This is a genomic window from Luteibacter sp. 1214, assembly GCF_031455395.1.
In the GTDB taxonomy this organism is placed as follows: domain Bacteria; phylum Pseudomonadota; class Gammaproteobacteria; order Xanthomonadales; family Rhodanobacteraceae; genus Luteibacter; species Luteibacter mycovicinus.
Window position 1 is genome coordinate 153778 of record NZ_JAVDSQ010000003.1, and the last position, 20356, is coordinate 174133.

Annotated in this window: 21 protein-coding genes; 16 read left to right on the forward strand and 5 right to left on the reverse strand. The window is 66.2% G+C overall.

Annotated elements, in window-relative coordinates:
- Window positions 1-2: 2 nt before the first annotated feature.
- Window positions 3-989 carry a DUF2066 domain-containing protein gene (locus J2X57_RS09085; RefSeq protein WP_036115635.1) on the reverse strand — a complete coding sequence of 329 codons (987 nt, stop codon included), beginning with the start codon at window positions 987-989 and terminating at the stop codon, window positions 3-5.
- 136 nt (window positions 990-1125) lie between these two features.
- Here J2X57_RS09085 and purM point away from each other — a divergent pair, with 136 nt between their 5' ends.
- The 3 genes from purM to J2X57_RS09100 all read left to right on the forward strand — a co-directional run bounded on the left by purM (window position 1126) and on the right by J2X57_RS09100 (window position 3602).
- A complete protein-coding gene (gene purM / locus J2X57_RS09090) occupies window positions 1126-2163 on the forward strand; it encodes a phosphoribosylformylglycinamidine cyclo-ligase (protein ID WP_309866079.1) in 1038 nt (345 codons plus the stop codon).
- An 8-nt stretch (window positions 2164-2171) separates the two neighbouring features.
- Entirely contained in the window at window positions 2172-2807 is a 636-nt protein-coding gene (purN, locus tag J2X57_RS09095; RefSeq protein ID WP_309866082.1) for a phosphoribosylglycinamide formyltransferase, read from the forward strand.
- Between the two features lie 96 nt (window positions 2808-2903).
- Window positions 2904-3602, forward strand: coding sequence for a DUF3108 domain-containing protein (locus tag J2X57_RS09100; protein WP_309866084.1), 699 nt, complete (start codon window positions 2904-2906; stop codon window positions 3600-3602).
- Window positions 3603-3715: 113 nt separating this feature from the next.
- On the opposite strand, the gene murA is transcribed toward J2X57_RS09100, so the two are convergent.
- Together murA and J2X57_RS09110 are read right to left on the reverse strand one after the other, a co-directional pair.
- Window positions 3716-4975 carry a UDP-N-acetylglucosamine 1-carboxyvinyltransferase gene (gene murA / locus J2X57_RS09105; protein WP_036115645.1) on the reverse strand — a complete coding sequence of 420 codons (1260 nt, stop codon included), beginning with the start codon at window positions 4973-4975 and terminating at the stop codon, window positions 3716-3718.
- A gap of 57 nt (window positions 4976-5032) precedes the next feature.
- Window positions 5033-5272: a BolA/IbaG family iron-sulfur metabolism protein gene (locus J2X57_RS09110; protein WP_036115647.1), complete on the reverse strand. Its 240-nt coding sequence runs from the start codon at window positions 5270-5272 to the stop codon at window positions 5033-5035.
- Between the two features lie 170 nt (window positions 5273-5442).
- On the opposite strand from J2X57_RS09110, the gene J2X57_RS09115 reads away from it, so the two are divergent.
- The 12 genes from J2X57_RS09115 (at window position 5443) to ptsP (ending at window position 15476) form a co-directional block, all read left to right on the forward strand.
- Window positions 5443-6456 carry a KpsF/GutQ family sugar-phosphate isomerase gene (locus J2X57_RS09115; RefSeq protein ID WP_309866091.1) on the forward strand — a complete coding sequence of 338 codons (1014 nt, stop codon included), beginning with the start codon at window positions 5443-5445 and terminating at the stop codon, window positions 6454-6456.
- A gap of 55 nt (window positions 6457-6511) precedes the next feature.
- Window positions 6512-7060, forward strand: a complete 549-nt coding sequence (locus tag J2X57_RS09120) for an HAD-IIIA family hydrolase (protein ID WP_036115653.1) — start codon at window positions 6512-6514, stop codon at window positions 7058-7060.
- Complete coding sequence (lptC, locus tag J2X57_RS09125; protein WP_239708968.1) at window positions 7057-7656, forward strand: LPS export ABC transporter periplasmic protein LptC; 600 nt, start codon at window positions 7057-7059, stop codon at window positions 7654-7656. The genes J2X57_RS09120 and lptC overlap by 4 nt, the downstream gene beginning before the upstream one ends.
- Window positions 7619-8218, forward strand: a complete 600-nt coding sequence (lptA, locus tag J2X57_RS09130; protein WP_052191132.1) for a lipopolysaccharide transport periplasmic protein LptA — start codon at window positions 7619-7621, stop codon at window positions 8216-8218. Before lptC ends, lptA begins: the two co-directional genes overlap by 38 nt.
- Before the next feature lie 4 nt (window positions 8219-8222).
- Window positions 8223-8942, forward strand: coding sequence for an LPS export ABC transporter ATP-binding protein (lptB, locus tag J2X57_RS09135; protein WP_036115655.1), 720 nt, complete (start codon window positions 8223-8225; stop codon window positions 8940-8942).
- A 122-nt stretch (window positions 8943-9064) separates the two neighbouring features.
- Window positions 9065-10552, forward strand: coding sequence for an RNA polymerase factor sigma-54 (locus J2X57_RS09140; protein WP_036118310.1), 1488 nt, complete (start codon window positions 9065-9067; stop codon window positions 10550-10552).
- 122 nt (window positions 10553-10674) lie between these two features.
- On the forward strand, window positions 10675-11028 hold the full coding sequence (gene raiA, locus J2X57_RS09145) for a ribosome-associated translation inhibitor RaiA (RefSeq protein WP_036115658.1): 354 nt from the start codon (window positions 10675-10677) through the stop codon (window positions 11026-11028).
- 115 nt (window positions 11029-11143) lie between these two features.
- Entirely contained in the window at window positions 11144-12094 is a 951-nt protein-coding gene (hprK, locus tag J2X57_RS09150; RefSeq protein ID WP_036115660.1) for an HPr(Ser) kinase/phosphatase, read from the forward strand.
- 5 nt (window positions 12095-12099) lie between these two features.
- Window positions 12100-12996 (forward strand): RNase adapter RapZ, encoded by an 897-nt coding sequence (gene rapZ / locus J2X57_RS09155; protein ID WP_036118312.1) that lies wholly within the window; start codon window positions 12100-12102, stop codon window positions 12994-12996.
- Window positions 12997-13034: 38 nt separating this feature from the next.
- Entirely contained in the window at window positions 13035-13427 is a 393-nt protein-coding gene (locus J2X57_RS09160; protein ID WP_043692529.1) for a PTS fructose IIA component family protein, read from the forward strand.
- Complete coding sequence (locus tag J2X57_RS09165; RefSeq protein ID WP_036115664.1) at window positions 13420-13689, forward strand: HPr family phosphocarrier protein; 270 nt, start codon at window positions 13420-13422, stop codon at window positions 13687-13689. Before J2X57_RS09160 ends, J2X57_RS09165 begins: the two co-directional genes overlap by 8 nt.
- 32 nt (window positions 13690-13721) lie before the next feature.
- Window positions 13722-15476, forward strand: coding sequence for a phosphoenolpyruvate--protein phosphotransferase (gene ptsP / locus J2X57_RS09170; protein WP_036115666.1), 1755 nt, complete (start codon window positions 13722-13724; stop codon window positions 15474-15476).
- A 624-nt stretch (window positions 15477-16100) separates the two neighbouring features.
- Here the strand turns inward: ptsP and J2X57_RS09175 are convergent.
- Together J2X57_RS09175 and J2X57_RS09180 are read right to left on the reverse strand one after the other, a co-directional pair.
- Window positions 16101-18572: an acyl-CoA dehydrogenase gene (locus J2X57_RS09175; RefSeq protein WP_036115669.1), complete on the reverse strand. Its 2472-nt coding sequence runs from the start codon at window positions 18570-18572 to the stop codon at window positions 16101-16103.
- Window positions 18573-18635: 63 nt separating this feature from the next.
- On the reverse strand, window positions 18636-19511 hold the full coding sequence (locus J2X57_RS09180) for an alpha/beta hydrolase (protein WP_309866104.1): 876 nt from the start codon (window positions 19509-19511) through the stop codon (window positions 18636-18638).
- Window positions 19512-19651: 140 nt separating this feature from the next.
- On the opposite strand from J2X57_RS09180, the gene J2X57_RS09185 reads away from it, so the two are divergent.
- Window positions 19652-20242, forward strand: coding sequence for a TetR/AcrR family transcriptional regulator (locus J2X57_RS09185; RefSeq protein ID WP_036115672.1), 591 nt, complete (start codon window positions 19652-19654; stop codon window positions 20240-20242).
- Window positions 20243-20356: the final 114 nt, after the last annotated feature.

Sequence of the window (20356 nt, forward strand, 5' to 3'; positions counted from 1 at the left end):
GGTCAGGGGACCCAGCGCACGGCGAGGTCGGCACCGGCGTGTGCGTCGGCGACCAGCACATGGCCGGCGGACGCGTAGCCCGCGACGAGGCGGGCCAGTGGCGCACCGGCGCTGATGTTGAACAGCACGCCGTCGGCCGTCGCGGAAATCGGCGCCACGCTCTTGATCGACGGATCGTTCTGGAAGGTCGCCAACAGGCCCGCGTAATCGGAAGCCGAATGCAGACCCGATACCCAGACCTTGCCGGACGAGCTGCCGCCCTGCGTCGATGCGAACTGGCGGTCCAGCTTGTCGGCCATCGCGTTGGCGCCGTTGCTCAACAGTGCGGCGCGTGCCTCACCGCTGTCCTTCCAGCTGGTCGTCTTGCCGGCCGAGACCAAGGTCCAGTCGGTCTGGTCGTCGCCGATGCTGCCGACGAGCACGACGCCGGTGTTGTACTGGCGCGCCGTCGTCGCGACCGCGGCGGGGTCGCCACTGGCCAGCGCCTTGGCGTCGGGCATGGCGTCGGCGCGGGGGACAACGATCTGATAGCCACGCGTGTCGGCCATCTGCGCCAGCGGGACCAGGTCCTGCTGACCGAGCAGCTTGCCGCTGGCGTCGCGGGCAACGACCAGGACCGGCGCCTTGGGCGCCGCCACCGCCGAGTCGCCGACCGCGAGGATGCGGCGGATGGCGCCCGGGTCGAAGACGATGTCCAGACTCAGCGGCGCACCATTGGCGCCGCCGGTGCGAGCGTACTTGTACTGCTGAACCATGCCGCCCGGCTGCTTCATCGCGTCCGCGTAGCCAGGCTTGCCCCGGGGGTCCGCTCCGTTGGAAGCCCGCGACAGCACCTGGGTCAGGCCGTTGGCGAAGGCCTGATCGCGCACGGCGGCACTGGTGTCGGCGACCGGTACGGTGACCGTATAAATGGAGGTCTGCGCCACGGCGGAGCCGAGGCAGGTCGCCACGAGGAGCGTCAGGAAGACGATGAGACGGGCTGGGCGCATGGTATGGCGTCGCTTTGTGAAGACGGGAAGTCTGCCCAAACCTTGGCATGCCGTCCATCCAAAGCGCGTGCAGGGCAAGGCCGGGTGCCCGCTTGCTGCTATCATTCCGGGTTTCCAATTCGCGCCGGAACCGCTTATGTCCTCCGACCAGGGCTCCCTCACCTACCGCGACGCAGGCGTCGACATCGATGCCGGCAACGCGCTCGTCGAGCGCATCAAGCCGATGGTCAAGCGGACTTTCCGCCCCGAAGTCATGGGCGGACTGGGCGGCTTCGGCGGCCTGTTCGACCTTTCCGGGCGTTACAAGGAGCCGGTCCTGGTCTCGGGTACCGATGGCGTGGGCACCAAGCTCAAGCTCGCTCACCAGCTGGATCGCCACGATACGATTGGCATCGATCTGGTCGGCATGTGCGTCAACGACGTGCTGGTGCAGGGCGCGGAACCGTTGTTCTTTCTGGATTATTTCGCCACCGGCAAGCTCGACGTCGACACCGCGGCGTCCGTCGTCGGCGGCATCGCCCGCGGCTGCGAACTCGCCGGCTGCGCGCTGATCGGCGGTGAAACCGCCGAAATGCCGGACATGTACCCGCCGGGCGAGTACGACCTGGCCGGCTTCACGGTCGGCGCGGTCGAAAAGGCCGCGATGAACGACGGCTCGTCCATCGTCGCCGGCGACGTCATTCTCGGTGTCGCCTCGTCCGGCCCGCATTCCAATGGTTACTCGCTGATCCGCCGCATCCTCGAGCGCGCCGGTTCGCCGCTGGACAGCGACATCGGTGGCGTCAGACTGGTCGACGCGCTGATGGCGCCCACCACCATCTACGTCAAGCCGATCCTCGAGCTGATCGCCAAGGTGGCCGTGCATGGCATGGCACACATCACCGGTGGCGGCCTGAAGGAAAACATCATCCGCGTCGTACCCGACGGCCTCGGCTTGTCGATCGACGCTTCGTCGTGGGAAATGCCGCCCGTGTTCCAGTGGCTGCAGCGCGAGGGCAATGTCACCCGCGACGAAATGTGGCGCACGTTCAACTGCGGCATCGGCTTCACGGTGCTGCTGGCTCAGGATCAGGTCGACGCGGCGAAAGCCGTGCTGGCCGGCCACGGCCTGGACACGTGGACCATCGGCTCGGTCGTCGCCGCCAGCGGCGACGAGCGCGTTCACATCGCCTGAGATCATTCGTGGATCGGCCCCTGCGCGTCGCCGCGCTCGCCTCCGGGCGCGGCAGTAATCTCGCCGCGCTGATCGCGGCGCGGTTGCCTGTCGAATTCGTGCTGGTCGGCAGCGACAAGGCCAGGGCCGGAGCGCTCACTGTCGCCGCCCAGGCGGGCATTCCCACCGTCTCGCTTCGTCCCCGCGATTTCGCGACGCGTGCCGACTTCGACCGCGCACTGTTCGGCCATGTCGCCGCCAGCGGCGCCGATCTGCTGGTGCTGGCCGGCTATATGCGCATCGTCGACGCCGACGTGGTCGCCGCCTGGGAAGGTCGGGCGATCAACGTCCACCCTTCCCTGCTCCCGAAATACCGTGGACTGCATACGCACCGGCAGTGCCTCGAGGCGGGCGACGCGGAGCATGGGGCAAGCGTGCATTTCGTCACCGCGGAGCTGGATGGCGGACCCGTCGTGGCGCAGGCGCGCATCCCTGTGTTGCCGGGCGATACGGAGATATCGCTGGCGGAGCGCCTGCTCGTCGAAGAACACAAGCTGCTGCCGGCCGTGGTCGCGGCGATCGCGTCCGGGCGACTGCGCTGGGAGGGCGGCGCGATTTTCGATGGTCTGCCGCTCACGAGCCCCCTACGCCTCACCGACCTATAGAAGCGCGCCCCGCGCGAGCTCTCCAGACACGCGGGCTATCCCCGGCTCGCCACCCCGTCGCCCCGCATTCAGCCACCGCGGCTAGAATCGGGTGTCATGAAGACCTCAATCCTCCGCGCCGGCTTCGCGCTGGCCCTCGCCCTGCCCGCCGCCGCGTTCGCCGCGGCCGTGCCGCAGTCGTTCACGGCTACCTACAATGTCCTTCAGGGCGGCAGCCCGCTGGGTGAAGCCACCATCGTGCTGAAGTCGGCCGGCAACGGCCAGTTCGAGTACACCAACGCCAGCAAGGGCACCGCCGGCCTCGCCGCGGCACTCGGCGCCAACGCCACCGAGACCTCGCGCTTTGCCTGGGCGGGCCAAGTGCCGCAGGCGGTCAGCTACCACTACCAGATGGACGCGTCGTTCAAGCAGAAGACGCGCGACATCAAGGTTCAGGGAGCGACCGTGCAGGTCCAGGACAACAGCAAGAGCTTCAGCTACGCCGCCGTGCCGGGCATGATCGACCGCAACACCCTGCCTCTCGCGCTCGGCGTCGCGCTGCGCGACGGCAAGCAGGAAGCGGCCTTTCCCGTGGCGGTGAAGCAGGCCGTCGAGAACCAGCAGTTCAAGGTGTCGGGCAAAGAAAAAATCACGGTCCCGGCCGGCTCGTTCGATACCGTGCGGGTGGATCGCACCGATACGGACCGCGGCTTCAACGCGTGGTACGCGCCGGCGAAGTATCCGGTGCCGGTAAAGCTGGCGCAGAAAGATGGCGGGGATCTGACCCTCGAGCTGGTGAAGTTCGAGGGTAAATAAACCTCAACTGTAGGAGCGCGCCCGGCGCGCGACGCTCTTCGCGAGAACGTGTCGCGCGCAGGGCGCGCTCCTACAACCAGGTGTACCAGCCTGGCAGGCGTAGGACAGGTGGATCAGCCTGGCAGACGGCGGATGTGCGCGCCGAGGACGCCGAGCTTCTCTTCGATATTCTCGTAACCACGATCGATGTGGTACACGCGGTCGACCGTCGTATCGCCTTCGGCGACCAGGCCGGCCAGCACCAGGCACGCCGAGGCACGCAGGTCGGTGGCCATGATCGGTGCGCCGGTCATCTTCGGCACGCCGGTGATGATCGCCGTGTTGCCTTCGAGACGGATGTCGGCACCCAGACGCTGCAGTTCCAGCGCATGCATGAAGCGGTTTTCGAAAACCGTTTCGGTGATGACACCTACGCCCTCGGCGACGCAGTTGAGGGCGGTGAACTGCGCCTGCATGTCGGTCGGGAACGCCGGATACGGCGCGGTCACCAGATTGACGGCCTTCGGACGACGTCCCTGCATGTCCAGCTCGATCCAGTCCGGACCGGTGCTGATGTGCGCGCCGGATTCCTCGAGCTTCTGCAGCACGGCATCCATGGTGTCGGCGCGCGCGCCACGGGCGCGGACCTTGCCACCCGTCATCGCCGCGCCGACCAGGAAGGTGCCGGTCTCGATACGGTCGGGCAGAACTTCGTAGTGCGCGCCGTGCAGGCGCTCGACGCCTTCGACGATCAGCGTCGATGTACCGACGCCGTCGATCTTCGCGCCCATCGCCATCAGGCAGTGGGCCAGGTCGACCACTTCGGGCTCCTGCGCGGCGTTCTCGATGACCGTCGTGCCCGACGCCAGGGTGGCGGCCATCAGGATGTTCTCGGTACCGGTGACGGTGACCATATCCATGACGATGCGCGCGCCCTTGAGGCGACCGGCCTTTGCCTTGATGAAGCCGTTTTCGACCGTGATCTCGGCGCCCAGCGCCTGCAGGCCACGGATGTGCTGGTCGACCGGACGCGAACCGATGGCGCAGCCGCCGGGCAGCGAAACCTCGGCCTTGCCATGGCGCGCCACCAGCGGACCGAGCACGAGGATCGACGCACGCATGGTGCGGACCAGATCGTACGGGGCCACGCAGGAATTTTCGGGACGCGGGTCGATGTGCATCTTCATGCGGTCGTCGAGGACGACGCGCACGCCCATGCGGCCGAGCAATTCGATGAACGTGGTGACGTCATGCAGGTGCGGCACATTGCCGATGCTGACCGGTTCGTCGGCAAGCAGGCAGGAGGCGAGGATGGGGAGCACGGCGTTTTTCGCGCCGGAGATGCTCACCTCACCGTTGAGCGGCTGGCCGCCGCTGATCAGGATCTTGGCCATGGAAAGGGAGTGCCTTGAGAAAGGGAACGAACCGGGAATGCCGGGCGGCGCGCTGGATCAGCGGCGGCCGGCGGCTTCTTCGGGGGTAAGGGTCTTGAGGCCCAGAGCGTGAATCGCACCGCCCATGAGGTCGCCCAGCGTCGCGTAGACGAGACGATGACGGGCGAGCGGCAACTTGCCGGCGAACTGTTCCGAGATGACGTCGGCTTCGAAATGAACGCCGTCGTCGCCGCGAACGTCCACCAGGGCGCCGGGCAGGCCGGCTTCGATCAATGCCTGGATGCGCGCAGCGTCCATGGAGTCTCCGATGAGGGGGTCGCCGCGGCCGTGAGGGTTCCGAAACGGACCCTGAACCACCGGTCGATGGCAGCGACGATAAAATGAGAATATGTAATGGTAATGGAAATCCGGTGTCGCAGAAATGGACATCCCGGGTCAGAAGCCACCACCCGGACCTCCGAGGCCGCATGAACGCCCGCACCGCCCCGCCTGCCGATCATCCCGTCGTGAATGCCGATACCATCGTCCGTAGCGCGCGCACCGTGATCGTCACCGAGGCCGCGGCTATCCGTGCCCTGGAGTCGAAGATCGACGCCACCTTCGTCCGGGCCTGTCAGATGATTCTGACCTGCAAGGGGCGCGTGGTCGTCTCCGGCATGGGCAAGTCGGGCCATGTCGCCCGCAAGATCGCCGCGACACTGGCCTCCACGGGTACGCCGTCCTTCTTCGTGCATCCGGGCGAGGCCAGCCACGGCGACCTCGGCATGATCCAGCCGGACGACATCCTGCTGGGCATCTCCTACTCCGGCGAGACGGACGAACTCCTCTTCATTCTGCCGGCGGTGAAACGCCAGGGCATCCCGCTGATCGCGATCACCGGCAACCCGAAGTCCTCGCTGGCACGTCAGGCGGAGGTCAACATCGACGCCAACGTGCCGTCGGAGGCCTGTCCGCACGGACTGGCGCCGACCTCCAGCACGACCGCGGCGCTGGTCATGGGGGACGCGCTCGCCGTCGCCCTCCTCGAGGCCCGTGGTTTCACCTCGGACGACTTCGCCCGCTCGCATCCGGCCGGCAGCCTCGGGCGCCGCCTGCTGCTGCATATCGCCGATGTCATGCACACGGGTGACGACGTGCCGCGCATCGGGCTGGAAGCGTCCGTCAGCGAAGCCCTCGTCGAGATGACCCGCAAGCACCTGGGCATGACCGCCGTGGTGGACGGCGAAGGACGTCTGCTGGGTGTCTTCACCGACGGCGATCTTCGTCGCGCCCTCGACGACGACGATGTCGATCTGCGCAACGCCACCGTCGGCCAGCTGATGACCCGCGGCCCCAAGACCATCGGCTCGGACAAGCTGGCCGTCGAAGCCGCCCAGCTGATGGAAAAACACCAGATCAACGCGCTGCTGGTCACCGACCCCTCCGGCCAGGTGGTCGGCGCGCTCAACATCCACGACCTGCTCCGCGCCCGCGTCGTCTGACGACCCGGTCCCGGCGCGCCTCGAGCGCGTCCTTTTCGTCCCCATATCGAAGCCCATGGCCTACACCCACTACACCGACATCCCCGCCGATATCGCCGAACGCGCCGCCCGCGTGCGCGTCGTCGTCTTCGACGTGGATGGCACCCTGACGGACGGCCGCCTCTGGTACGCCGAGGACGGCCGCGAGACCAAGGTGTTCCATGTGCATGACGGTCTGGGCCTGAAACGCCTTCAGGAAAACGGCATCAAGGTCGCGATCATCACGGCGCGGATCAGTCATCCGGTGTCGCTGCGCGCCGAAGAACTGGGTATTCCTCACGTCTATCAGGGCCAGAAGGACAAACGGGCCTGCCTGACCGCCCTGCTCGACGCCCTCCGCCTTACGCCGGACCAGGCCGCTTTTGTCGGCGACGATCTGCCGGACCTGCCGGCCATGGGTATCGCCGGTCTGGCCGTCGCCGTGGCCAATGCCCACCCCTGGGTGGCCGAGCGCGCCCATTGGCGCACCCGGCTGTCCGGCGGCTACGGCGCCGCCCGCGAGGTCGCCGACATGATTCTCGCCGCCCAGGGCAAGGCCGAAGCCGAACGGGACCGCTGGCTGTGAGCGCCTTCAATCTGCTCAAGGACCGCAGTACCGGCGGTATCGCCGGCATGCTCCTGGTCGCGCTGGGCGCCAGCGTACTGCTCTACTACTGGGTCGCCCCGGAGAAGAAGCTGCAGGACTTCGTCGGTCCGCCGCGCTCGGGCTACGTTCTGACCAACTTCGACCTCGACTCCTACAACGAACAGGGCAAGCTGGCCTTCACGCTCATCGCGCCACATCTGGAGCGCCGCGAAGGTGACGATTCGCTGTACATCAATGCGCCCGATTTCGTGCTGCCATCGACCAAGGAAGTCGATGTGCCGCCGTGGAAGGGGCATTCGCAGTACGGGTGGGTCAACAAGGACGGCAGCATGCTGAAGCTGCAGGGCAAGGTGCATATGGACCGCGTTGCCTTCGCGCAGACGCCGCCGGCCAGCATCGACACCTCCGAGGTCACCGCGTGGCCCAAGCGGAACTACCTGGAGACCGCCGAAGCGGCCCGTATCGTCCAGGGAACCTCTACAATGAACGGCGTTGGCATGCGCGCCAATCTCGATACCAAGCACCTGGAGCTTCTCGATGCAGTCCACACCACGTATCTGCCGCCCAAGCGCTAACGCGCTGCTTGCGCTGCTTGGCCTGGCGCTCGTGGCCAGCCTGCCGGCCGCCGCCAAGCAGTCCGATCGCAACCAGCCGGCCGACGTCGTCTCCAAGTCGTTCGATGGCTCCCAGCAGCCCAACGGCAAGGTGATCTGGACGGGAAGCGTCGTCCTGACCCAGGGCACCCTGAAGATCACCGGCAGCAAGGCGACGGGCTATTTCGACGCCGACAGCCAGCTCAACCGGGTGGTCGTCGACGGCAGCCCCGCCACCATCCATCAGCTGGACGACTGCGATCAGCCCATGGACGGCAAGGCTTCCAACATCGACTACAAGATCGACAAGGACTTTGCCGTGCTGACCGGCGGTGCCCATGTCAACCAGCCGGCGAAGGGCAGTGCCGATGGCGACAAGCTCACCTATAACACCCAGAACAGCACGATGACGGGCGAAAGCAACGGTCCCGCACCCGTACACATGACCTTCCAGCCGAAGAGCACCACGCCGGGCGCACCCGCCAAGGCGGCCGGCGCCTGCCCCACTCCGGCGGCTGCGGCCGCACCTGCCAGGAAGCCCTGACCCGATGCTTTCAGCCCAAGGCCTGCAGAAGCGCTTCCGCGCACGCAAGGTAGTCCGTGACTTCGCCTTCTCCATTCGCGAAGGTGAGGTCGTCGGCCTTCTCGGCCCCAACGGCGCCGGCAAGACGACCTGCTTCTACATGGTGGTCGGGCTGATCCAGGCCGACGCGGGCGTAATCAAGCTCGATCAGCAGGACATCACCGGCCTGCCCATGCACGCGCGCGCCAAGCTCGGCATCGGATATCTGCCGCAGGAAGCCTCGGTCTTCCGCCGCCTCAGCGTGTCGGACAACATCATGGCGGTGCTCGAACTGCGCGACGGCATGACGCAGAAGCAGCGCGACGACGAACTCGACAGCCTGCTCGACGAACTGAAGATCGCGCACATCGCCGATCAGAAGGGCATCAGCCTGTCCGGCGGCGAGCGTCGCCGCGTCGAGATCGCCCGGGCGCTGGCGGCACGCCCGCGCTACATGCTGCTCGATGAGCCGTTCGCCGGCGTCGACCCCATCTCCGTGGGCGAGATCCAGCGCATCGTTCGACACCTCAAGGAACGCGGCATCGGGGTGCTGATCACCGATCACAACGTCCGGGAAACGCTCGGTATCTGCGACCGCGCATACATCCTCAACGACGGCGAAGTGCTTTCTCGCGGCACTCCTCAGCACATCCTCGCCGATGAGAAGGTGCGCGAGGTGTATCTGGGTCGTGAATTCCGCATTTAGAGCGCGTCACCGGCCGTCCGGACCGACGCGCGAATCCGGCCGGAAGAGCCAGCCGACCCGACCGCTGGTTTGTGGAGGCCGCAAGGGGTTACGATGGATTCGACACCTCACGCATCGAAGGCATGAAACCCGGACTTCAGTTTCGTCTGCATCAGCAGCTCACGCTGACGCCGCAGCTACAGCAGGCCATTCGGCTGCTCCAGCTGTCGCAGCTGGAGCTCGAAGCGGAACTCCGCCAGATCGCGGAGAGCAACCCGCTGCTTGAGTTTGCCGAAGATGCGGAGTCCGACGCGGATGCCGAAGGCGACGCCGCCGACGAGAACGGTTTCGACGCCGAGTTCCCCTCCCGCCAGGAGCTCCCGGCCAAGTCCTCGAAGGAGGACGAGTCCACCGCCACCCCGTCCGAAGAACTCGCCCCCGAGTGGGACGACGATCGCTTCCACGGCGAGGCGGGTGACTACGCCGGCGCCCCATCGCGTGCCAACGGTGGTGACGAAGACGGTTTCGAGCCGCAGAACGCCGCGCCGGAAAGCCTCCAACAGCACCTGGAGTGGCAGCTCAATCTTTCCCAGTTCTCCCCACGCGACCACGCGATCGCCACCGCGATCATCCACGCGCTGGACGAGGACGGTTACCTGCGCGACGGAGTCGAGGCGGTGGAAGTCGCGCTGCCCGCCGAACTGCGGGCCAGTGCCGAGGAGATCGAAGCGGTACGCCAGCGCGTGCAGCGGTTCGATCCCACCGGCATCGCCAGCCTCGATCTGCGCGACTGTCTGCTCTGCCAGCTCTCGCAGTTTTCGACCGAAACACCGTTCCGCGACCTGGCGATCCGTATCGTCCTTGAAGAGCTGGAGCTCCTCGCGCGAAACGACAGCGTCAAGATCGCCCGTCGGCTCAAGGCCGCCGAGAACGAGGTGGCCAGCGCCGCGGCGCTGATCCGCAGCCTCGATCCGCGCCCGGGCGCCGCGCTGGATGCCACGCCCGTCGAATATGTCGCGCCCGACGTGTACGCGCGGCGGGAAGCGGGGCGCTGGACGGTCAGCCTCAACCCCGACGCGCAGCCCCGGCTCGGCCTGAACCAGCATTACTGCAACCTCATCGCCCGCGCACGCGGCGACGACGCCACCTGGATGAAAGGCCAGCTGCAGGAAGCCCGCTGGTTGCTGAAAAGCCTGCAGTCGCGCGCCGAAACCCTGACCAAGGTCGCGGAAGTCATTGTCCGCCGCCAGAGCGCCTTCCTCGATTACGGCCCCGAGGCCATGCATCCGCTGGTGTTGCGTGAGGTCGCCGAAGAAGTCGGCATGCACGAATCGACGATTTCACGGGTCACCACCCGGAAATACATGCACACGCCGCGCGGCACCTTCGAACTCAAGCATTTCTTTTCCAGTGGCGTGGCGACCGAAGACGGCGGCAGCGCATCCGCCACCGCCATCCAGGCCATGTTGCGTAAGCTGATCACGGGCGAGGACGCACGCCGCCCCTTGTCCGACCAGGCGCTTGCCGAGGAGCTCCATCGACGCGGAATTCAGGTCGCACGCCGTACGGTGGCCAAGTACCGTGAAGCGATGCGAATTCCCAGCTCCAGCGAACGCGTTCGCGCAGGTTGAGAAACATCGGGGGGAACCCCGGCGGAGGTCCACGGTCTCATCAATTCAGGCTTGAGGAGCGGCAACCCCGCCGTTCCGATCTCGTCGCCATAAGGCGACACCCTCAGCAAGAAGGAGGCGTCATGCAAATCCAGATCAGCGGCCAGCACGTCCATATCACCCCCGCTCTGCGCGAGCGCGTGGAACAGCAAATCGGCCGCTTCGAACGCCTTTTCGACAATATCAAAGCCCTCGACGTGGTCCTTTCCGTCGATAAGAACGAGCACAAGGCCGGAGGCACCCTGCACTGTGCCGGCACCCGGCTCCATGGCGAAGGCGTGGCCCGCCTGGAAGACGACAACAAGGGCGACACGCTTTATTCCGCCATCGACGCCATGATCGGCAAACTCGCCGACCAGCTTCGCAAGCACAAAGAGAAGCTCAAGGATCATCACAACGCTGAAGGCCGCGACGCGCGCGTCGCCAGCACCGACTGACGAGAGCGCCCGGCGGCCGCTCGCGCGCGCCGCCGGGCCTCCTCCCGCGTGTTGATGGCACAATAGCCCAGCCGGCGCCCTCGCGCCGGCTTCGCTATCTAAAGGGATCACCCGCGTGGATCGGCTCACCGCCAGACAACTCTTCGACGGCGTCTACGAACGTATGGCGCTTCGCTGGGCCGCCGGCATGCGCGGCGAGGCCCGCGTGCTCGAGCCCAATGCCAAGCAGAGCCGCCGTCCTTCGCTGGTCGGCTACCTCAACGTGATCTACCCGAACAAGGTGCAGATCATCGGCACGGAGGAGCTCAACTACCTCGACGGCCTCGAATCGCGCCAGCGCTGGGAGGTCATCCACAAGATCGCCGCCTACCAGCCGGCCGCGCTGATCGTCACGAAAGACCAGTCGATCCCGTCCGATCTGCGCGAAGTCGCGGAAGAAACCGACACGCCGTTGTGGCAGAGCACCAAGCGCGGGCACGAGCTGCTCACGTATCTGCAGTACCACCTGGCGCGCACGCTCGCACCCCGGGTCACGCTTCATGGCGTATTCCTCGAGGTGTTCTCCATCGGCGTGCTGATCACCGGCGACCCGGGCTCCGGCAAAAGCGAGCTGGCGCTGGAACTCATCAGTCGCGGCCACCGCCTGGTCGCCGACGACGCGACCGAATTCACCCTCATTGCGCCAGACGTCATCGACGGTGCCTGCCCCGAGCTGCTGCAGGACCTCCTCGAGGTGCGCGGCCTGGGCGTGCTCAACATCCGCGAGATGTTCGGCCACACGGCGGTCAAGCCATCGAAATACCTGCGTCTGGTCGTGCACCTCAAGCCGTTGACCTCGGGTGAAGACATCGACGCGATGACCCGCCTTACCGGCGACGTCAGCCGGCGTAACGTGCTGGATGTGGACGTCCCCAAGATCACCATTCCCGTCGCGCCCGGCCGCAACCTCGCGGTGCTGGTCGAGGCGGCCGTGCGCAATCACGTGCTCAAAAGCAAGGGCATCGATCCCGCACAGACCTTCATCGACCGTCAGGCGCACCAGATGCGTCGCCTGCCGCCATGGTGACCGACGTGACCGAGGAAACCATGAGCCCCATCGTCGAACCCGGCGCCATCCATCTGGTCGTCCTCACCGGCATGTCCGGCGGCGGCAAGACGGTCGCCCTGCGCGCGCTGGAAGACCTCGAGTTTTACTGCGTCGACAACATGCCCGCCGAGCTGATTCCCCAGCTCGTCGCCGCCGTCAGCCAGGGCGAGCATGGACCGCGCCGTCGCATCGCCGTGGGCGTCGACGTGCGCAACCGGCGCATCGATCTCTCGCGCATGCCCCACGTGTTGTCCGAGCTTTCCACAGCGGGTGTCCACGTCCATCTGATCTTCCTGGACAGTCGCGACGACGTCCTGATCAAGCGCTACTCCGAGACCCGCCGCCGTCACCCGCTGGCGGCGGAAAAACTGTCGCTGGCCGATTCCATCGCCGAAGAACGTCGCCTGCTGCGGCCCCTAGTCTCGATCGCGGAAAAGGTCATCGACTCCAGCGACCTCAACGTCCATCAGCTGCGCCGGCTGTTCGCCACGGGGTACGCCGCCGCCTCGGATGGCACGACACTGCTCTTCGAGTCGTTCGCCTACCGCCGCGGCCTGCCCTCCGACGCCGATTTCGTCTTCGACGCCCGCTGCCTGCCCAACCCCCACTGGGACCCCCGGCTGCGCCCGTTCTCGGGCCGCGACCTCCCCGTACGCGAGTTCCTCGACGCGAATCCACTCGTGGGCGAGTACTATGCGGACGTCGCCCGCTGGCTCGATACCTGGTTGCCGCGCTTCGAGGGCGAGGATCGTAGCTATGTCACCGTCTCGATCGGCTGCACGGGCGGGCGTCACCGCTCGGTCTATCTGGTCGAGAAGCTGGCCCAGCATTTCCGCTCGGAACGCGGCAACGTACTTACCTTTCATCGCGAGCTAGAGTGAGCCATGACCCAGCCCATGCCAGTGCGAGAAACCGGGCGATGAGCGTCGGCGTCCTCCTCATGACCCACGAAGCCGTCGGCAAGGCGCTGATTTCGGCGGCCCGCCACGTCATGCCCAAGCTGCCACTCGAAGTCGATGCCGTCGAGGTTCCACCCAGTTCGGATCCCGACGTCATGCGCACGCTGACCGCGAAGCATGCGCGCGACCTCGACCATGGTGACGGCGTCCTGGTGCTCGCCGACCTTTACGGCGCCACCCCGTGCAATATCGGCCTCTCGCTGGCCGAGCTCGGCGTTCACCTGCGGTGCGTATCCGGCCTCAACCTGCCGATGCTGCTTCGTGTCCTCAACTATTCGGAAAAATCGCTGACCGAACTGGCCGACATCGCGGCCGCTGGCGGTCGCGGAGGGATCTTCATCGACCATGCTTGAACGGGACATCGTGGTATCCAACCGGCTGGGCCTGCACGCTCGCGCTTCGGCCAAGCTCGTACAGCTGGTGGCGGGGTTCAGGTCGACGGTATGGCTGATCAGCAAGGGCCGTGAAGTCAACGCGCAAAGCATCATGGGCGTCATGATGCTGGCCGCTGGCATGGGCACCTCGCTCGTCGTGCGCGCCGAGGGTGAAGACGAAGAAGCCGCGCTCAACGCCGTGGTCGATCTGTTCGACCGCAAATTCGACGAGGGTGCCTGACCCATGATGCCGCCGCACAGGACGAGCCCCCCATGAGATACGTGCTGACCGGCACGCAAGCCGCCCGGGGCATGGCCCTCGGTCGCGCGCGTCTGGTCCAGCCGAGCATCTACGCCGTCGACACGCGGATGCTCGAGGACAACGAAATCGCTCCCGAGATCGAGCGCCTGCACAAGGCGATCGATACCGCCCGCACGGAGTTGCGTGAGCTGCGCGGCAAGCTGCACGGGGCGCTGGCCCGCGAAGTCGGCGATTTCATCGATGCGCATAGTCTGCTGCTCGATGACGAGGAGCTACTGCGCGGTCTGGACGAGCTCGTCGCCGTCGGCCACTACACCGCGAGTGCCGCGCTCAAGATGCAGCGCGATCGTCTCGCGGCGGTGTTCGACGCCATGAACGACCCCTACCTGAAAAGCCGCGGCGAAGACATCGACCAGGTCATCGGCCGGGTGATGTCCGCTCTGCTCCAGCAGTCCAGCCGTGAAGAACGCAAGCTGGCCGCCCGCGTGGGCGAGATCATCGTCAGCGATACCGTCGCGCCAGCGGACATGGCCAGCATGGCGGGACAGGGCATGCTCGGCGTCATTGCCAGCGCCGGCAGCATCTACTCGCACAGCGCGATTCTCGCGCGCAGCTTCAACCTGCCCATGCTGGTCGGCACGAAAGACGCGCTGGCGACGATCAACGACGACGACCTCGTACTGATCGACGCCGAACACGGCGAAGTCATCGTTCATCCCACCGCGCAGGATCTCGCCCGCTACCGCCAATGGCAGCGTCAGGCTGCCGCCGAGGGCCGTCGTCTCGCCGCGCTGGCGACCGCGCCGACGCTGACCCGCGACGGTGCCCATGTTCGCCTGTACGCCAACGCGGAGCTTGCCGGCGACATCACCCTCGCCCGCTCGCGCGGCGCCGACGGCGTCGGCCTCTACCGTTCGGAATTCCTCTTCCTGCGCCAGCGCGGCCTGCCTTCGGAAGAAGAACAGTTCGTCGCCTATCGCGACGTCGTCCTCGGCATGGGCGGCCTCCCGGTCACCATCCGGACGCTCGACCTTGGTGCCGACAAGGCCGACTCCGCCGGACTCGCGATCCGCGGCGAAGACAACCCGGCACTCGGCGTACGCGGCGTCCGTCTGTCGCTGCGCTATCCCGACATCTTCAGCGTGCAGCTGCGCGCCATCCTGCGTGCCGCCTGCTACGGCCCTGTGCGCATCCTGGTACCGATGATCACCCACCTCGGTGAAATGACCGAGGTGCGACGGCTGATCAAGAAAGCACGCGAAGACCTCGCCCGTTCCGGCCAGGAATTGCCTGAGCGCATCGATATCGGTGCCATGATCGAAGTGCCGGCCGCCGCCATCGGCGTCACCTCGATCCTCGAAAAAGCCGACTTCCTCGCCATCGGCACCAACGATCTGGCCCAGTACGTGCTCGCCGCCGATCGCAACAACGATGCGCTCGACGGCATCTACGATCCGCTGCAGCCAGCGTTCCTGCGCCTCATCGCGCATGTCATCGCCAGCGCCCGCCGGGCGAAGAAGCCGGTGAGCCTGTGCGGCGAAATCGCGGGCGACACGCAGTTCACCGCGTTGTTGCTGGCGATGGGGCTGGAGGAATTCAGCATGCACCCGGGACAATTGCTGCAGGTCCGCGACCGGCTGACGCAGCTGGACTGCCGTGCGCTGCGGCGTGCGGCGCCGCGCCTGTTCCGTGCGCACACCCGCGACGATGTCGAAGCGCGCTTGCAGGAAGTCGAAGCGCTGCAGGACGGCTGCGCCGAAAGCTAGGCGTTGCCACAGTCCTGTGTAGGAGCGAGCCTGCTCGCGACCCGACATCGCATCATTCGGGGACTCTAAGGGCTCGGCTGCGCCATCGCTTTCGTACTTGCGCGCTGACGCAAGGGAGCCGCCGACTGCCATGCCTGTCGCTAAGTCCTCTTACGGCCTTCGCCTTCGTGCGGAAGCGCTCCAGGCACGGCAGCCGACGACTCCCCTCGAACGTGGCATTGACTTGAAGGGCGAGCACGAAGGGATCCTTGGCAGACACGATTGAAGACCCGCCCGGCGTCCGGCCACGGACGGGCCGATGAGGTTCATCGTGCGAGCGAGGGTGCACCCGTTGCGTTTTGGCGTGCGACAACTCGGGGCGGAGTGAATCGCCAGCAGGGCTGGCTCCTACATACGCCGCTTGCCTCGACGGTAGGAGGGGCGTCGCCGGCTGCCGTTTCTGGAGCGCTTCCGCACGAAGGCGAAGGCCGTAGGAGGACGTAGCGACAGAAATGGCAGCCGGCGACGCCCCTGCCGCAAGGCGAGGCTTTGAGGCAAATGCGAGGGCAAAGCCGAGCCCGCTTCCGCCAAAACAAAAAAGGCCGCGATCGCTCGCGGCCTTTTCCGTGAAGCGATACGAACGGCTCAGGCCGCGCGCACCTTCTTCATCGCTTCCGCATTGCGCACCACGTTCGCACGCAGCTCTTCGCTGTCGAAGTCATCGACCGAGATGAACTCGGCGACACCGTCACGGACACGCTGCAGCAGATCGCGCTCGGCGGCATTTATGGCGCCCAGCTTCTCGGCTTCGGCAAGCTGCTCGTTGTACGTGTGTGCCTTCAGCTGACCACCCTTGAGCGCCTTGACGAACTTGCGCTCCACCGGCTCGGCGGCGATGACGTCCGGCAGCAGCGCATTCATGCGACCGACCGTGTTGTTTTGCGTTGGCGTCAGGTAGCTCCACGTGGTCAGACGATCGCGGGCTTCGCTGGGCGCCGTGATCAGCGCGGCGACGCGACGGCCGAGGCGATCCGACGGCGGCACTTCGCGACGACCGAACGGGAACACCAGCGCACGCAGGAGCCAGGCTACCGGGCGGACCGGGAAGTTGCGGATCACCCCGTCCAGCGCCATTTGCATGTTCCACACGCACTGGTGGAACGCCCACGCCAGCAGCGGACGATCCGCTTCCGGACGGCCCGTGTCTTCGTAGCGCTTGAGCATCGCGCTGGCGATGTAGAGGTACGAAAGCACGTCACCCAGACGGGCCGACAGCTTTTCCTTGAACTTCAGCTTGCCACCCAGCACGCCCATGGCGACGTCCGCGCAGAGTGCCAGCGCGGCGGAGTAACGGTTGAGCTTGCGGTAGTAACGACGTGTATAGGCATCGCCCGCGGTGTCGCCGATCTTCGCCGCGGTGATGCCCAGCACGAAGCTGCGGACCGCATTGGAGAAGCCGAAACCGATGTGACCGAACAGCGCCTTGTCGAAGGTCTTCAGACGCTCGCGATAGTCCGCGATGCCGAGGGCCTGCATTTCCTTCAGGACATAAGGATGGCAGCGGATGGCACCCTGACCGAAGATCATCAGGCTGCGCGTCATGATGTTCGCGCCCTCCACCGTGATGGCGATGGGCACCGACTGCCAGCCGCGACCCATATAGTTCTTCGGACCGAGGATGACGCCCTTGCCGCCGTGCACGTCCATCGCGTCGGATGCGATCTGGCGGCACCATTCCGTGGCGTGATACTTCGCGATCGCCGACGGTACGGCCGGCTTCTCACCGCGGTCGACCGCCGCGGCCGTGGCACGCGACAGCGCCTGCATGGCGTAGGTCAGGCCGCCGATGCGGGCGAGTGCTTCCTCCACACCTTCGAAACGGCCGATGGCGAGGCCGAACTGCTTGCGCATACGGGCATAGGAACCCGTCGCCGAGACCGCCATGCGCGACGCGCCCGTGGCGTTGGACGGCAGCGAGATGGCGCGACCCACCGACAGGCACTCGACGAGCATGCGCCAGCCCTGGCCAGCCATGTGCGGACCGCCGATGAGGACGGACAGCGGGACGAACATGTCCTTGCCGTGCACCGGACCGTTCTGGAACGGGGTGTTGAGCGGGAAATGGCGACGACCGATTTCCAGCCCCGGGGTTTCGCGCGGCAGCAGCGCCAGCGTGATCCCGAGGTCTTCCTTCTCACCCAGCAGCTTGTCCGGGTCGTACATGCGGAAGGCCAGACCGACGATGGTCGCGACCGGCGCAAGCGTGATGTAACGCTTGTCGAAGGTGAGGCGGATGCCGACGGTTTCTTCGCCGTTCCACGTGCCCTTGGTGACGATGCCGAAATCCGGAATCGACGTGGCGTCCGAACCTGCGTACGGGCCGGTCAGCGCGAAGCACGGGATTTCACGGCCGTCGGCCAGACGCGGCAGGTAATGATTTTTCTGCTCGTCGCTGCCGTAGTGCATCAGCAGCTCGCCCGGTCCGAGCGAATTGGGCACGGCCACGGTGGAGGCGACGGTCTGCGACATGCTGGACAGCTTCTGCAGCACGGCCGAGTGAGCCAGCGCGGAGAAGCCGAGGCCGCCGTAGCTCTTGGGAATGATCATGCCGAAGAACTTGTTCTTCTTGATGAACTCCCAGACGTTCGGCGGCAGGTCGGCCAGTTCGTGGGTGATCTGCCAGTCGTCGATCATGCTGCAGAGTTCTTCGACGGGGCCGTCGAGGAAGGCCTGCTCTTCGGTCGAGAGTTCCGGCTTCGGCTGGCGGAGCAGTTCCGACCATTCCGGCTTGCCGGAGAACAGCTGGCCTTCGAAACCGACGGTGCCGGCTTCGAGCGCGGTCTGTTCGGTATCGGACAGCTTCGGCGTCACCTTGGCGAACATCGACAGCAGCGGCGCGCTGATCTTCTTGCGGCGGAAATCCACCATCAGGAGCGGTGCGGCGATGAGCGCCAGCAGGATGAGCAGCACGACGGTGGTCACCGGCGCGCCGGCAAGCAAGCCGACGACGACGATGGTGACACCCGTGGCGATGGCCCACGTCTTCAGGGACGTGCGGTGGTAAGCGCAGGCACCGGAGGCGATGAGCGCCGCCAGCACAACCAGGATCGCAGACATCGGAATCACCTCGTTACAGTCGAACAGTGGAAACAGCGGATAGACAATGCGTGAAACGGTGGATCAAAGCTCGAACATGAAGCGCGCGATCTCGCGGGTGAACGCGTCGTTCGCATCCCCGGCGACCATATGGGTCGCATCATGCAGTGCCACGTGACGCGCATGCGGCACGAGGCGAAGGAATTCTTCCACGGTGTGGCTGGAGACGACGTCACTGCGCGTACCGGAAAGCAGCAGCACGGGGACGTCGACGTTGGCGGCGGCCTCGAAAAGCCGCGGCTGGTAGCGCTCGCTTTCGGCCACCACGCCGTCGAGCAGAGCCGGATCCCAGTGCCAGCGCAGGCGTCCGTCACCACCCGGCCGCAGCAGCGGCTTCAGCTGCGACTCCGTCTTGCGCTCGCGGCGCTGCGGCAGGTACGCCTCGATGGCCGAGGCCGCCTCGTCGTAACTCGCGAAACCGTCAGGGTGCGCACGCATGAAGCCGAGGATACGTTCGACCCCGGCGGTTTCCCAACGGGGCGTGATGTCGACGAGAACCAGCGCCGAAAACGGCGACGTACCGCCGGACTCGCCCGCCGCGATCAGGCCGAGCAGGCCGCCCATCGAGGCACCGACCAGGACGGGAGGCCGGCCGTCCGGCGAGGTCGCCACGCCGGCCACCGCAAGCAGGTCGCCGACGAACTGCTCCATGTGGTATTCGCCTCGCGGGACGCGCTCGCTCTCGCCGTGGCCCCGGGCGTCGAAGGTGGTCGCATCGAAGCCCTGCGCCGCAAGCGTACGCGCCGCGCCGGTCCAGGCGTGCCGGGTCTGCCCGAAGCCGTGAGCGAACAGCAGTCCTGGCGAGCGTTCGCCCGGCCAGCGCTCGGTCGCGAGCACGATCCCGTCGATCGAGACGAGACTCGCCTTGGCGGAACTGACGTGGACTGGATCGGCAACCATACGGCGGAGTATGTAGCGGGTCGCCGGGTGCGTCAATACGCCCGCGTACGGTCATGCAATAACAGCCAAGTCAAGGTCTTATGCAGCATGCACCGAAGGGCACGGATTGCAAACGGCGACGGCTCCGCTACCATGCGCCGATGAACGACGGTGCCAAGAACGAACGAGTCCGCCTCTCCGCCGAAGACTGGGAAGACGGCGCCCTGGCCCTTATCGCCGAGCAAGGCGTCGGCGCCCTCGCCGTCGAGGCGCTCGCGCGCCGGCTCGGCGTGACCAAAGGCAGCTTCTACTGGCACTTCCGCACGCGCGAAGCCCTGCTTCAGGCCGCGCTGGAGCGTTGGGAAGAGTACGGCGAACGCGAGGTGCTAGCCGAGATCGAGCGCATCCCTGACCCGCTGAAGCGCTTTCCGGAGCTCTTTCGCCGCGTGGCCCACGAGATGCAGCCGCATCGCGTCTACGCGGCCCTGCTCAAAGCGCTGGATCATCCGCAGGTGGTGCCGGTGATGTCGCGCGTGTCGCAGCGGCGTATGGAGTTCCTCACGCGGCTGTATCAGGAAGCGGGCCTGGATCCCGTGGTGGCGCTGCACCGTGCACGGCTGACGTATGCCGCCTATGTCGGGTTCCTGCAGCTCAACTTCACGCTGGGTCTGCCGCGCCTGAGTCATGAGGAGTTCGATGCGTATGTCGAGCACATGATTGCGACGTTGACGCCGGCGCATGTGAACGACTGAGGCGAGAGGGTCGCGCGCGATGCGCGCTCCTACAGGGGTGCGGCTCGATTTGTTGCGCCGTGCCTTGCCAATACCACGAAGCGCAAACTACTGTCTTCAGGGACTTTTACCTGG

What these genes read in the sequence shown, in the direction of transcription:
- J2X57_RS09180 (WP_309866104.1), bottom strand. Translation starts at nt 19,511, where the DNA reads ATGGTTGCCGATCCAGTCCACGTCAGTTCCGCCAAGGCGAGTCTCGTC.
- J2X57_RS09160 (WP_043692529.1), top strand. Translation starts at nt 13,035, where the DNA reads ATGAGCGTCGGCGTCCTCCTCATGACCCACGAAGCCGTCGGCAAGGCG.
- J2X57_RS09185 (WP_036115672.1), top strand. Translation starts at nt 19,652, where the DNA reads ATGAACGACGGTGCCAAGAACGAACGAGTCCGCCTCTCCGCCGAAGAC.
- purM (WP_309866079.1), top strand. Translation starts at nt 1,126, where the DNA reads ATGTCCTCCGACCAGGGCTCCCTCACCTACCGCGACGCAGGCGTCGAC.
- J2X57_RS09165 (WP_036115664.1), top strand. Translation starts at nt 13,420, where the DNA reads ATGCTTGAACGGGACATCGTGGTATCCAACCGGCTGGGCCTGCACGCT.
- lptA (WP_052191132.1), top strand. Translation starts at nt 7,619, where the DNA reads ATGCAGTCCACACCACGTATCTGCCGCCCAAGCGCTAACGCGCTGCTT.
- J2X57_RS09140 (WP_036118310.1), top strand. Translation starts at nt 9,065, where the DNA reads ATGAAACCCGGACTTCAGTTTCGTCTGCATCAGCAGCTCACGCTGACG.
- raiA (WP_036115658.1), top strand. Translation starts at nt 10,675, where the DNA reads ATGCAAATCCAGATCAGCGGCCAGCACGTCCATATCACCCCCGCTCTG.
- ptsP (WP_036115666.1), top strand. Translation starts at nt 13,722, where the DNA reads ATGAGATACGTGCTGACCGGCACGCAAGCCGCCCGGGGCATGGCCCTC.
- murA (WP_036115645.1), bottom strand. Translation starts at nt 4,975, where the DNA reads ATGGCCAAGATCCTGATCAGCGGCGGCCAGCCGCTCAACGGTGAGGTG.
- J2X57_RS09085 (WP_036115635.1), bottom strand. Translation starts at nt 989, where the DNA reads ATGCGCCCAGCCCGTCTCATCGTCTTCCTGACGCTCCTCGTGGCGACC.
- J2X57_RS09120 (WP_036115653.1), top strand. Translation starts at nt 6,512, where the DNA reads ATGGCCTACACCCACTACACCGACATCCCCGCCGATATCGCCGAACGC.
- J2X57_RS09175 (WP_036115669.1), bottom strand. Translation starts at nt 18,572, where the DNA reads ATGTCTGCGATCCTGGTTGTGCTGGCGGCGCTCATCGCCTCCGGTGCC.
- J2X57_RS09115 (WP_309866091.1), top strand. Translation starts at nt 5,443, where the DNA reads ATGAACGCCCGCACCGCCCCGCCTGCCGATCATCCCGTCGTGAATGCC.
- lptB (WP_036115655.1), top strand. Translation starts at nt 8,223, where the DNA reads ATGCTTTCAGCCCAAGGCCTGCAGAAGCGCTTCCGCGCACGCAAGGTA.
- J2X57_RS09110 (WP_036115647.1), bottom strand. Translation starts at nt 5,272, where the DNA reads ATGGACGCTGCGCGCATCCAGGCATTGATCGAAGCCGGCCTGCCCGGC.
- J2X57_RS09100 (WP_309866084.1), top strand. Translation starts at nt 2,904, where the DNA reads ATGAAGACCTCAATCCTCCGCGCCGGCTTCGCGCTGGCCCTCGCCCTG.